Source organism: Pseudomonas sp. P1_F7, from assembly GCF_056405655.1.
This window is the reverse complement of sequence record NZ_JBFUBR010000001.1, coordinates 331,669-344,249: the sequence shown is the minus strand read 5'-3', so window position 1 is coordinate 344,249 and position 12,581 is coordinate 331,669. Positions and strand designations below refer to the sequence as shown.

Sequence of the window (12,581 nt, the reverse complement as noted above, 5' to 3'; positions counted from 1 at the left end):
GCCTATGAACCTGGTGCGCTGGGGCATGATCGGTTGTGGCAGCGTCGCTGAACGCAAAAGCGGGCCGGCCTTCTACAAGGCGCCCGGATCGGCGTTGGTGGCAGTGATGGGGCGGCGCCTGGAAGCTGTCACCGACTACGCCGCGCGCCATGGCATCGCGCGGGTCTACACCGATGCGCAGGCGCTGATCAACGATCCCGAGGTCGACGCGGTGTACATCGCCACGCCGCCCGACAGCCATCACGCCTATGCCTTGCAGGTGGCCGCCGCCGGCAAGCATTGCTGCGTGGAAAAACCGATGGCGCTGAATGCCGGGCAAAGTCGTGAAATGCAGCAGGTGTTTGCCGATGCCGGGCTGCACTTGTTCGTGTCCTATTACCGGCGTTCGCTGCCACGCTTCCGGCAAGTGCGGCAATGGCTGGAAGAGGGACGGATCGGCGAGGTCCGGCACTTGACCTGGACCCTCACCAAAGCCCCGTCGGCAGTGGATCAGAACGGCAGTGAAAATTGGCGCACCGATCCGGCGATTGCCGGTGGTGGCTACTTTGCGGATCTGGCCAGCCATGGCCTGGACCTGTTTCAGTACCTGCTCGGCGATATCGTCGAAGTCGCCGGGTTCACCGCACGCCAGGCCGGTTTGTACGCGGCCGAAGATGCCGTCAGCGCCACTTGGCGGTTTGCCAGCGGGGCGCTGGGGATGGGCTGCTGGAACTTCGTTGCAGACCGTCGTGAAGACCGGGTCGAAGTGATTGGCAGCAAAGGCCGGATCACCTTTTCAGTATTCGATGAACACCCGGTCGAGCTGCACGCCGATGAATACCTCAGCCTGACCATCGAGCATCACGCCCACATTCAGTGGCATCACGTATTGGGCATGAATGCGCATATTCGTGGCGAGGCGCAGCACCCCGCCGTGGCCGAGCAGGCGCTGAAGACCGATTGGGTGATGGACCGGATCCTCAAGCGCGACTGATCCCTCAGACCACACACAATCCCCCTGTGGGAGCGAGCTTGCTCGCGATAGCGGTTTCACATTCAACATTGAAGTCGACTGACCCGCCGTCATCGTCGGAACGCCGCCCGGAGCAAGCTCGCTCCCACAGGGACGGTGGTGAATCTAACCTTATGCGCATTCGGTATTTCTCAAGCGTGTCATAACCTCTCTAAGATCACGTCATAACTCGTTATAACAAGTGATCTGCCATGACTGATAACGTTCTATCCCTGAGCAGCGTCCCGTTGCACACCCAGCTGCGAGATGTGCTGCGCGCCCGCATCCTCGACGGCGAATACCCGCAAGACAGCCAGATGCCTTCCGAAAGCGAGCTTGGCGCGTTGTTCAAGGTCAGCCGCATCACCGTGCGCCAGGCCTTGGGCGACCTGCAAAAGGAAGGGCTGATCTTCAAGATCCACGGCAAGGGCACCTTCGTCGCCAAGCCGAAAACCTTCCAGAACGTCAGCACCCTGCAAGGCCTGGCCGAGTCCATGACCGGTCGCGGCTATGAGGTGATCAACCGCCTGCGCAGCTTCAAATTCATTGCCGCCGACAAGCTCGTGGCCGAGCGTTTACAGGTGGCCGAAGGCGAGATCGTGGCGCAGATCAAGCGTGTGCGCCTGATCAATCGCGAGCCGGTTTCCCTGGAAATCACTTATCTGCCCAAGGCCGTTGGTGAGCGCCTGGAAAAAGCCGACCTGGTCACCCGCGACATTTTCCTGATTCTGGAAAACGACTGCGGCCTGGCCCTGGGGCACGCTGACCTGGCCATCGATGCGGTACTGGCCGACAGCGACCTGACTCGGGCGCTGAACGTCGAACCCGGCTCGCCGATCATGCGCATCGAACGCCTGACCCACGATGTCGAGGGTCGGCCGCTGGACTTTGAACACCTTTACTACCGTGGCGATGCGTTCCAGTACCGCCTGCGGATCGACCGGCAAAAAGGGGAGCAGGCATGACGCGCAGCACGTTGGAGCAGGAATACGACATCGTCGTGATCGGCGGCGGCACCGCCGGCCCCATGGCGGCGATCAAGGCCAAGGAACGCAACCGCGACCTGCGGGTGTTGTTGATCGACAAGGCCAACGTCAAGCGCAGCGGCGCGATCAGCATGGGCATGGACGGCCTGAACAACGCGATCATTCCTGGTCACTCGACGCCTGAGCAATACACCAAGGAAATCACCATCGCGAACGACGGCATCGTCAATCAGGCCGCGGTGTACGCCTATGCCACCCACAGTTTCGAGACCATCGAGCAACTGGACCGCTGGGGCGTGAAATTCGAGAAGGACGAAACCGGCGACTACGCGGTGAAGAAGGTTCACCACATGGGCGCTTATGTGTTGCCGATGCCGGAAGGGCACGACATCAAGAAAGTCCTCTATCGGCAGTTGAAGCGCGCGCGGGTGAGTATCACCAATCGCCTGGTCTGCACCCGATTGCTGACGGATGAAGAGGGCGCGGTCAACGGCGTGATGGGCTTTGATTGCCGCACGGCTGACTTCCATGTGATCAAGGCCAAGGCGGTGATCCTCGCCTGCGGTGCCGCCGGACGTCTGGGGTTGCCGTCCTCGGGCTATCTGATGGGCACCTACGAAAACCCGACCAATGCCGGCGACGGCTACTCGATGGCCTATCACGCAGGGGCCGAGCTGGCGAACCTGGAATGCTTCCAGATCAACCCGCTGATCAAGGATTACAACGGCCCGGCCTGCGCCTACGTCACCGGCCCCTTGGGCGGCTACACCGCCAACAACAAGGGCGAACGCTTCATCGAGTGCGACTACTGGAGCGGGCAGATGATGTGGGAATTCCATCAGGAGCTGGAAAGCGGCAATGGTCCGGTGTTCCTCAAGCTCGATCACCTGGCCGAGGAAACCATCCAGAACATCGAAGAGATCCTGCACAGCAACGAGCGTCCGAGTCGCGGCCAGTTCCATGCCAATCGTGGCACCGACTACCGCACGCAGATGGTCGAGATGCACATCTCGGAAATTGGTTTTTGCAGCGGGCATTCGGCGTCGGGTGTGTGGGTCAACGAGAAGGCCGAGACCTCGGTCAAGGGCTTGTACTCGGCGGGGGACATGGCTGCCGTGCCGCATAACTACATGCTCGGCGCGTTCACCTATGGCTGGTTCGCTGGCAACAACGCAGCGGATTTTGTCGCCGGGCGCGAGTTTTCAGCGCTGGATGCGCGGCAGATCGAAAGCGAAAAACAGCGGGTCTACGCACCGCTGGATCGTGAGCACGGCCTGCCACCGGCCCAGGTCGAATACAAGCTGCGGCGCTTCGTCAATGACTACCTGCAACCGCCGAAAGTGACCAAGAAGATGCAGATCGGCCTGCAACGCTTCAGCGACATCCAGCGCGATCTCGACCAGATCAAGGCCCACAACGCCCACGAGCTGATGCGCGCCATGGAAGTCAGCATGATCCGCGACTGCGCCGAAATGGCCGCCCGCGCTTCATTGTTCCGCGCCGAAAGCCGCTGGGGGCTTTACCACCATCGTGTCGATCACCCGCAACGCAACGACCGCGACTGGTTCTGCCATTGCCACCTGAAGAAAGACGAAAACGGTTTGATGAGCAGTTTCAAGAAAGCCGTCGAGCCTTACATCATCCCGCTGGATGCCAACGAGATGCAGGCCTACGACCGGCTGCGGGTCGGTGCCGATGCGGCTTGATGCCGACAACAAAAGAGAGACCGAACATGGCTTACCAACCCCAGGAAATCTTCTTCCGCTCCAACGCACCGGTCACGGTCGATGAGGACAAATGCATCGCCCACAAAGGCTGCACCGTGTGCGTCGACGTTTGCCCGATGGACCTGCTGGCGATCAACCCGGCCACGCAAAAGGCCTACATGGCGTTCGATGAATGCTGGTACTGCATGCCCTGTGAAAAGGATTGCCCGACGGGCGCTGTGAAAGTCGAGATTCCGTACCTGCTGCGTTGAAATACAGTCCCTGTGGGAGCGAGCTTGCTCGTGATGAGGCCGCCACAGCTGGCATCTCCATTGACTGAAAGGACGCCATCGCGAGCAAGCTCGCTCCCACAGTGGAACGGGGCCAGCTCAAATAATATTTAAAGCCATCCGGCCACCACCGGACGCCTGATTCAAGACACCCCCTCGTTTCCCACCACGCCCTGATCGTGGCGGAGACGAACATCCAATAAATGATTCGAGGGGAAACACTCATGATGTTGCGTGCAGCTCTGGCCGGTCTGGTACTGGCTTCATTCACCCTGTCGGCCTCGGCCGAAACCATCCGTATTGCCATTGGCACCCAGGACACCACCATCAATTGCGCCGCCGGCGGATTGTTGATTCGCGAACTCGGGTTGCTGGACAAATACCTGCCCCACGATGGCCCCTACAAAGACGCCCAATACGACGTGCAGTGGAAAAACTTCACCAGCGGCGCCCCCCTGACCAACGAGATGGTGGCCGGCAAACTCGACTTCGGCGTCATGGCCGATTTCCCCGGGGCGTTCAACGGCGTGGCGTTCGAAACGGCGGGCAAGCACAGCCTGTTCATCAGTGTGCTGTCGGGCAGCATCAAGGGCAGCGGCAACGGCATCGTGGTGCCGAGTGCGTCGGGCGTTCAGTCGCTGGCAGAGCTCAAAGGCAAGACCATTTCCGTGCCGTTCGCCTCCACCGCTCACGGCATGCTGCTGCGCGCCGTCGCGGCCCAAGGCTGGGACCCGCTCAAGGACGTGAACATCATCGCCCAGCCGCCGGAAGTCGCCGGCTCCGCATTGCAGGCCGGCAAGATCGATGCTCACGCTGACTTCGTACCCTTCGCCGAACTGTTCCCGAGCCGTGGTTTCGCCCGCAAGATCTATGACGGTTCCCAAGCCAACGCGCCGACCTTTCACGGTGCGCTGGTCGATCAGGCCTATGCGAAGAAGTACCCGGAAATCGTCGTCGCTTACCTGCGGGCGAGTATCGAAGCCAACCAGTTGCTGGCGGCTGAACCGGAGAAATACAGCGAGTTGATCGCCAAGGTCACCGGGGTCGATGCCGAGGTCAATTACCTGTTCCATGGCCCACTCGGTGTGCAGACCCGCGACCTGAGCTGGAAGCCGGAATATCGCCAGGCCGTGGGCACAGCCATCGAGACCCTCAAGCTGTTGAAGAAGGCCGATCGCGGTCTCGATCTCAACCACTTCATCGACGACCAATACATCCGCGCCGCCTTCAAGGCCTCGAACCTGGACTACAGCGCGCAGCTTGCGAACTACAAGCAGACGCCGCTCAAAGCCGTCGATGCCGCCAGCGGCAAAGCCATCACCGACTTCAGTCATGTGGTGGAAATCTGGGTGCGCGGCGAGCCGAAAGTTCGTCAATACGCCTCGGCGGAGTCGGCATTTACCGCGCTGACAGCGCTGAAACAGGAAGGCAAGAACATCCGCGCGGTGTACGCCCAGGCCAGCGACAGCGGGATCAAGTTGCTGGCGGATCAGGCGTGGTTTGCCACCGACGGGAAAGGACGGCTGAGCGCGTTCCTGCTCAAAGGTCAGGCCCAACAGTTCGCCACGGCCCAGGGCGGCAAGGTCTTTGACTTTACCGATGCCACTGCCCAGGCCGTGGCGGTTCGCTAACCCCCCAAACACCACGGTTCCCTGTAGGAGCTGCCGAAGGCTGCGATCTTTTGATCTTGCTCTTCGGCAATCGTGAAGCCGTCAAAGATCGCAGCCTTCGGCAGCTCCTACAGGGGTTGTGATTGCCATCGGGAAATGTGTATGTCTGGATCATTTTTACGTTGGATTCCAAGGGTCGCTTCACTGCTGCTCTGCCTGCTGTTCTGGCAACTCGCCGCCAGCCACCACTGGAACCTCGGCCTGGTGACCTTCGCCAACGTCCCGACACCCTTGGCGGTCATTGAAGCCGCCCTAGGCCTCGGCGACTCCGGCAAACTCGCGCAGCACCTGGGCAGCAGCCTCGGCCGGGTATTCGCCGGTTACCTCGCGGCGCTGATCATCGGCGTGGCCCTGGGCCTGGCCATCGGCCGCTCGAAATGGGCCGAAGATCTGTTGCTGCCGCCCCTGGAAGTGCTGCGCCCGATCCCGGCGGTGGCGTGGATTCCCCTAGCGATCCTGATGTTTCCCTCCTCGGAACTGTCGATGGTGTTCATCACCTTCACCGGCGCACTGTTCCCGATCCTGCTCAACACCGTGCACGGCGTCGAAGGTGTCGACCCGCGGTTGATCGCCTCGGCGAAAAGCCTCGGGGCAGGGCGCCGGGCAATCCTGCTGGAGGTCGTTCTTCCGGGTGCCGCGCCCAGCATCATCACCGGCCTGGCCATCGGCATGGGCACCTCGTGGTTCTGCCTGGTGACGGCGGAAATGATCTCCGGCCAATTTGGCATCGGCTATTACACCTGGGAGTCCTACACCATCCAGAACTACGCCGACATCGTGGTCGGCATGTTGCTGATCGGCGTGCTCGGGATGGGCAGCAGCCTGTTGATCAAGCGTCTGGGCGGGTTGTTCACGCCTTGGCATCGACCACGAGGAAAAGCCTGATGAGCGTTTTTCAACACCTGGAAGGGCGTATCGATATTCGCGGGCTGTCGATCAGCCTGGGCGAGGGGCTGGGGGCTTTCGAAGCAGTGCAGGGCCTCGATTGCCAGATCGAGCCGGGGCAGTTCGTGTGCATTCTTGGGCCGTCCGGTTGCGGCAAGTCCACCTTGCTCGGCGCACTGGCCGGCCACCTGCAACCGCGCACCGGCACCTTGAACGTGGATGGCGCGCCGGTGTCGGGCCCATCGCCACAACGGGGCATGGTGTTCCAGCAGCACACGCTGTTTCCGTGGCGCACGGTGCGCGACAACGTGGCGTTCGGCTTGAAAATGCAAGGCATCGGCAAGGCCGAACGGCACAAGGCAGCGGATGAAATCCTCGCCCTGGTGGGCCTCGAAGGCTTTGCCGAGCGCTGGCCCGATCAGCTCTCCGGCGGCATGCAGCAACGGGTGGAAATCGCCCGGGTGCTGGTCAACCGTCCGCGCCTGTTGCTGATGGACGAACCCTTCGGTGCCCTCGATGCCCTGACTCGATTGAACATGCAGGAACTGCTGCTGGACATCTGGACGCGCATCCGCACCACCGTGGTGTTTATCACCCATGACATCGACGAAGCGCTGTTCCTCGCCGATCGCCTGCTGGTCATGAGCTCACGCCCCGGGCGAATCATCGAAGACCTGCGCCTGGACTTCCCCCGGCCGCGCAGCACGGAACTGATGACCCGCCCTGAATTCTCGCACCTCAAGCGCCATTGCCTCGAACTCCTGCGGCACGAGGACGGTCGGCAACTGCCGCGCCTGAACCCGCTCGGACTTCCCCCTGAAAACAAACTGCCGCGATTTGCCCTATGACCTCACTATTCGATGTAACCGATAACGACGACATTCTGGCCCTGCAACCGCGTCTGACCGATGACGACCCCGGTGTACGGCGGATCGCGCTGATCGAACTGGCCGATCTCGAGGAACCTGACGGCCTGCTGTGGTTGATCAATCGACTGGCCGAAGACCCGATTGCAGAGATTCGCGCCGAAGCCGCGCGGTTGCTGGAAGCCTGGGAGGACGAGCCCGTGGTCGAAGCGCTGTGCCAGGCCCTGACGGATCCATCCCCGGCGGTGCAGGTGGCTGCTGCGCAAAGCCTCAGCCTGCTCAAGAGTGAAGCGGCGGGCCGGGTCATTCTGCCGTGGACCGGGCACGCCGACAGCGGCGTACGCATTGCCGCGTTCAGGGCGCTGCGCGAGTTGCGTTGCCCCGATGCCGCGGGAGCGGCTGCCCGGGCACTGGACGATGAAAGCGCCAGCGTGCGCCGCGAGGCGGTGGGCGTGCTCGGCTGGCTCAAGCAACTCGATGCCTTGCCGGCACTGGCGCGGTTGGCCAGCGCTGACCCGGACACCGACGTGCGGCGCGCCGCCACCGGGGCCTTGGGCCTGGCGTCTGACGCACAGGTGCTGCCGGCCCTGCGCCAGGCCTTGCGCGACGCTGCCTGGCAAGTCCGCGAAGAAGCCGCCACCACCCTGGGCAAGGTCGGCCACCTCGACGCCGGCCCGGCCCTGATCGACGCCTTGGGCGACGATTACTGGCAAGTGCGCCTGCGCGCCACCCGCAGCCTCGGTCGCTTGCGTTATGGACCGGCGCTCGATGCGTTGATCGACACCCTCGGCCATCGCATCAGTAACCTGCGCAAGGAAGCGGCGTTGGCCCTCGGCGAATTGAACGACCCACAGGCCATTGCGGCATTGCAGGACGCACAAGACGACGGCGACCCTGAAGTGCGCAAGGCCGTGCGCATTGCTTTGAGTCAACTGCAATGAACCCGCTGGCGATTGGCAATTCCCGCAGCAAACAGCAATTGCGACTGAACTGGCCGGATGGCCGCGAGCAACTGCTGGACCATGCCGAATTGCGCCGGCAGTGCCCGTGCTCGCAGTGCCGGGCGTTTCGGTTACGAGGGATGGCGCCGATGGTGGATGTGCAGGTTCAGGTGATCGAGTTGCACTCGCAAGGGTATGGCCTGCAACTGGTGTTCAGTGACGGGCATGAGCGCGGGATTTATCCGTGGGCTTATCTCTCCAGCCTGACCTGAGATTTGTAGGTGCGAGCGGTGCGGCGATCCGACTTGCCCGCGAGATAGGTATATCGATTCGGGTCAGGCAGGTTTGATGCGCTCCGCCGGCCGCCGCACSCCCGCCACAATCTTGTCSAMWGCCTTGGTCGCCGCGACYATGCCGAASGTCGCYGTYACCTTCATCACCGCRCCAAAGCCATCGGCGCCATCGAGCTTCGCGCCGTCAAATCTGAGCGCTGACTTGCCATTGAAGGTGTCTTAAATAACGTAATCACCGCTATGACGAAATGGTGCGAATGCTGTTCGACTGAGTAATTGAGCGTGCTCACATTTGAATGCGGTGAATCAAAAAAACGAGCACTCGTCGAAATCTTTAAACACCGCAAACTATTGAAACGGTTTATAAATTCTTAAAGTTTTAACGCACGCACAAATCATCAGGGATTCATCCCGCCATCACGTAGGAACAAGCCCACATCCGTATGGGACGTTTCGTGACGCCATTCGATTGCAAAATAAAATCCTAGGAGTATTAATAATTCACCTGCGCAAAGATATCGCTAGTTCGGCACTCACAGCATAAGTGTCACTCAGTAAAATACAGAAGCAAAGGTAACCCTGGAGAAGGCTTCCAAGTTTTGTGCAATACGCACCTCGCACAAACTGAACGGTTGTCCCTAATGAAGCAGATGTCTTTCGCGGATGCGAACATACCGAAAAATGTAAGTAGACCCGCAGCGAGCACATCTTGATCGAGGAGAATTAGGTTGTGCCCTGAAATCGGCTTATTGTTTTGATCGAACCGTATTATCCAATGGGCGAAGGGGGCCGTTCGGCGTTTTCGTTGATAGCCATGTTACGAGTTGATTTGATGCAGAACTGGTTCGACTACAGCGATACAGCGATGGAAGAATCATTGTATTAAACGACGATTGTGCACTGGTTTACAGGGCCGGTATCAAAAAATGGTGGGTGCTTAAAACTTCACCCGCTGCTTGTTTTTCATCGACTCGAAGGAGCCATAAAAGATATGGCGTACAAAAGGGAAACACGAGTAGGGAATGTACTGGCTGGGTGGAATCATTTATCGGTTGTCGGTCCAGTGCATATTAAAAGCGCTTCTGGTGCGCGCGTTCAAGTCGCCACGGGGGAGTGGTGCGACGATTATATAATGGGGTGGGGATCATGTCTTTTAGGGCACGATAGCGCGATCATCAAAGAATCTATAACTCATTCTTTATCACAAGGCTTTCTCCAGCAATACGAAACGGATAAACATAGACTGTTGAGTGAAAAGTTCTGCGCTGTTGTGCCATGCGCGGAGAAATTGCGCTTGGTAAATTCTGGCCTTGAAGCCACCATGTATGCCACTCGCATAGCCCGCGCTGTGACCGGCAAGCGTATCATTCTTAAGTTCGAGGGGCACTTCCATGGTCTCAATGACTCTCTGACGTGGAATATCGATTCATCTCCTCGCTCAGGTAAAGTGCTGCTCAGTGGCGAGTTGGAGCGTCTCTCAGGGACTGTCGGTATTCCTGATGAATATGGCATGCTGACTGTTCCGATTCCATGGAACGATACACACGCTGTACAGAAGGCGTTTGAACAATACAAGGAGGATGTAGCCGGCATCATTCTCGAACCTGTGGCTTTGAATATCGGCTGCATAAGACCGGACGAGGGATTCTTACAGGAGCTACGTGCACTTACGAGTCAACATGGCGCTTTACTGATTTTTGATGAAGTGTTGACCGGGTTTCGTGCCAACATCGGCGGGGCTCAGAAAGACTTCGGTGTCGTCCCGGACATCGCGACCTATGGTAAAGCGTTTGGATGCGGCATGCCTATCGCCGGAATTGCCGGTAAAGCCGAGTACATGGACATCATCGCGCCCCGAGGGCCTGTTCAGGTTAGCGGCACCAATACGGGGCGTTATCTCTCGGTGTCGGCTGCTCTGGCTGTTATCGAGCACTTGGCGGACGGTGCTGTATTTCGATATGTCGCAGAGTTGGAGTCTCAGTTAAAAAAAGGCCTGAGGGATGTTTTCGACAAGCACGGAATACCCTGCTATCTCGACAGTTATGGCGGACGGATCGGCGTTCATATTGGCGCATACGAGCGCCCTCGGACAATGAAAGAAATAGAAAAACTATATCCGGTAGAGTTCGCCAAGAAATTATTCTACATGCTGTCCAGTGAATACCGTCTGTACGGTTTCCTTATGCCTCTTAGTTATTGTCCCGAGCCCGTGACCTTGTCGGCCGCCCATACTCCAAAGATGATCGAGGATGCCTGTGAACGCCTCGACTCTGCATTGAAGAGGCTGAGGTTCCATGAGTAGTGAATATAAAAAAGATATTTATATCCGCCCCTTCAATGAATCAGACATGCCAGCGATTTTAAATTTGGTTGCTCAAATCGCTTCGTTAGAGGATTTGACGAATTCTGCACGCGTCCAACTTACCAGCGAACTCACGGATACTACCCATGAAGGAGTTCGCTTTGTCGCAATCGTAGATGGAATAGTCGTCGGAACTATGGGCTGCGCATCCGGCCCGATTCCATCCAAGCAGGCACTTTGGGCAGACTGGTTGATCGTTGATAGCGACTATCGACGTGATGGGATCGCCTCGTTGTTGTATTCGAAAATCGAAAGTTACGCTTTTGAGCGTGGTAAGCGCTATTTATGCCTGGATATCGGAAATATAGATAAAGAGCGTGCGGCATATCAGTTTCACTTGGGTAATGGCTTTCAGATTGTCGGACAGCTGCCCGACTATTGGGGTGACTACGAACACTTGAACATAATGGCGAAATTTCTCACTTCAAGGAAATGAAACTATCATGGGTATTCTAACTAATATCGCTGAGTTGCAGGATGTCGTGAGGCACTGCCGCATCAATGGTCTCGTTATTGGGCTTTGCCACGGTTGCTTTGACATAGTCCACCTTGGTCATATTTATCACCTCAAATGCGCCAGAACTATGGTCGACCGCTTGTTTGTGTCAATCACGGCTGACAACTTTGTCAATAAGGGGCCAGATCGACCGGTTTTTTCTGACTGTAAACGGGCTGAGTTTATTGCCTCCATCCGCTATTGCGATCATGTGATTGTCAACAACATGCCGACGGCCGAGTACATCATCAAAACCTTACGGCCTGATGTGTACTTCAAGGGGGCGGACTATAGCGACGGTTCTGACGTGAGACTACAGGCGGAACGAGCCTTGGTGGAAAGTGTGGGCGGACGTATGACCCTGACCGACAACAGGATATTCGACTCGACCTCGCGGATTGCGCGATTAGTCATGTCCAAAAATATGCAGCAGGGAGATTAATAGTGTCGGCTCTTATATTAATAGATCTTGACGGGACACTGCTCAATACTCCGCATTTCGAAGCCTGGCGCAATACGGCCTTCAAAGTTGGAGGTACAGAACTGACCCATGAAGAGTACATCGATCACATTGCTGGGCGTCCCCGCATGGAAGGGGCTTCACGTCTCTTGGAACTGAAAAGAGACGCTCAAGACCAGGGCGAGTTCCATTCATTGAATGCCAGTGAGTTGGCCGACTACAAGCAGAACGAATTTCAGCGCCTGTGCGCCGGCACTGAGTTTTTTAGCGACGCATTACACCTGCTGCAGCGCATAGACGACGCCCGATTGATGGTCATCTTTTATACGGCTTCGCAGAACGCCCCCGACTTGTTCGATATTAACTTGCGCCAGTCGGCGTTATCGCTCAAACAAGCCAAGACAGTTTCTCAGCAATCAGCCAATCAAACACGGGGTGAGTTGTTTCAGCAGTTGATCGGTACGCGGCCTGCGAAAGATATCCATCTTATCGACGATAGTCCGTACGCCGTTGATCTCGCGTGCAGCCTTGGAGTCCATGCTTGGCAGATTCGCCGTAACCAACATGAACCTAGGGCCCGCGACCCACGTGTCTCAATACTCTCATCACTCGATGAGTTTATGTTACCAAAGTAA

Annotated in this window: 13 protein-coding genes and 1 pseudogene; all 14 read left to right on the top strand. The window is 58.1% G+C overall.

Annotated elements, in window-relative coordinates:
• Positions 1-4 precede the first annotated feature (4 nt).
• Positions 5-973, top strand: coding sequence for a Gfo/Idh/MocA family protein (locus tag AC1D1M_RS01410; RefSeq protein ID WP_477774186.1), 969 nt, complete (start codon positions 5-7; stop codon positions 971-973).
• 230 nt (positions 974-1,203) lie between these two features.
• Positions 1,204-1,956 carry a GntR family transcriptional regulator gene (locus AC1D1M_RS01405; RefSeq protein WP_477774185.1) on the top strand — a complete coding sequence of 251 codons (753 nt, stop codon included), beginning with the start codon at positions 1,204-1,206 and terminating at the stop codon, positions 1,954-1,956.
• A complete protein-coding gene (locus AC1D1M_RS01400) occupies positions 1,953-3,683 on the top strand; it encodes a fumarate reductase/succinate dehydrogenase flavoprotein subunit (RefSeq protein WP_477774184.1) in 1,731 nt (576 codons plus the stop codon). Before AC1D1M_RS01405 ends, AC1D1M_RS01400 begins: the two co-directional genes overlap by 4 nt.
• Positions 3,684-3,709: 26 nt before the next feature.
• Positions 3,710-3,955, top strand: a complete 246-nt coding sequence (locus AC1D1M_RS01395) for a 4Fe-4S dicluster domain-containing protein (RefSeq protein WP_003180418.1) — start codon at positions 3,710-3,712, stop codon at positions 3,953-3,955.
• Between the two features lie 242 nt (positions 3,956-4,197).
• Positions 4,198-5,604: an ABC transporter substrate-binding protein gene (locus AC1D1M_RS01390; protein WP_477774183.1), complete on the top strand. Its 1,407-nt coding sequence runs from the start codon at positions 4,198-4,200 to the stop codon at positions 5,602-5,604.
• A gap of 141 nt (positions 5,605-5,745) precedes the next feature.
• Positions 5,746-6,528 (top strand): ABC transporter permease, encoded by a 783-nt coding sequence (locus AC1D1M_RS01385; RefSeq protein WP_477774182.1) that lies wholly within the window; start codon positions 5,746-5,748, stop codon positions 6,526-6,528.
• Positions 6,528-7,376 (top strand): ABC transporter ATP-binding protein, encoded by an 849-nt coding sequence (locus tag AC1D1M_RS01380; protein ID WP_477774181.1) that lies wholly within the window; start codon positions 6,528-6,530, stop codon positions 7,374-7,376. The genes AC1D1M_RS01385 and AC1D1M_RS01380 overlap by 1 nt, the downstream gene beginning before the upstream one ends.
• Positions 7,373-8,335 carry a HEAT repeat domain-containing protein gene (locus AC1D1M_RS01375; RefSeq protein ID WP_477774180.1) on the top strand — a complete coding sequence of 321 codons (963 nt, stop codon included), beginning with the start codon at positions 7,373-7,375 and terminating at the stop codon, positions 8,333-8,335. The genes AC1D1M_RS01380 and AC1D1M_RS01375 overlap by 4 nt, the downstream gene beginning before the upstream one ends.
• Complete coding sequence (locus AC1D1M_RS01370; RefSeq protein WP_477774179.1) at positions 8,332-8,607, top strand: DUF971 domain-containing protein; 276 nt, start codon at positions 8,332-8,334, stop codon at positions 8,605-8,607. Before AC1D1M_RS01375 ends, AC1D1M_RS01370 begins: the two co-directional genes overlap by 4 nt.
• A 662-nt stretch (positions 8,608-9,269) precedes the next feature.
• Positions 9,270-9,511 (top strand): annotated as a pseudogene (locus tag AC1D1M_RS01365) (transposase); the annotation flags it as partial.
• A 108-nt stretch (positions 9,512-9,619) separates the two neighbouring features.
• The gene (locus AC1D1M_RS01360; RefSeq protein ID WP_477774178.1) at positions 9,620-10,930 is read left to right on the top strand and encodes an aspartate aminotransferase family protein; all 1,311 of its coding nucleotides are present in this window, start codon (positions 9,620-9,622) and stop codon (positions 10,928-10,930) included.
• Positions 10,923-11,426 carry an N-acetyltransferase family protein gene (locus AC1D1M_RS01355; protein ID WP_477774177.1) on the top strand — a complete coding sequence of 168 codons (504 nt, stop codon included), beginning with the start codon at positions 10,923-10,925 and terminating at the stop codon, positions 11,424-11,426. Before AC1D1M_RS01360 ends, AC1D1M_RS01355 begins: the two co-directional genes overlap by 8 nt.
• A gap of 7 nt (positions 11,427-11,433) precedes the next feature.
• Positions 11,434-11,928 carry an adenylyltransferase/cytidyltransferase family protein gene (locus tag AC1D1M_RS01350; protein ID WP_477774176.1) on the top strand — a complete coding sequence of 165 codons (495 nt, stop codon included), beginning with the start codon at positions 11,434-11,436 and terminating at the stop codon, positions 11,926-11,928.
• 2 nt (positions 11,929-11,930) lie between these two features.
• Positions 11,931-12,581 (top strand): HAD family hydrolase, encoded by a 651-nt coding sequence (locus tag AC1D1M_RS01345; RefSeq protein WP_477774175.1) that lies wholly within the window; start codon positions 11,931-11,933, stop codon positions 12,579-12,581.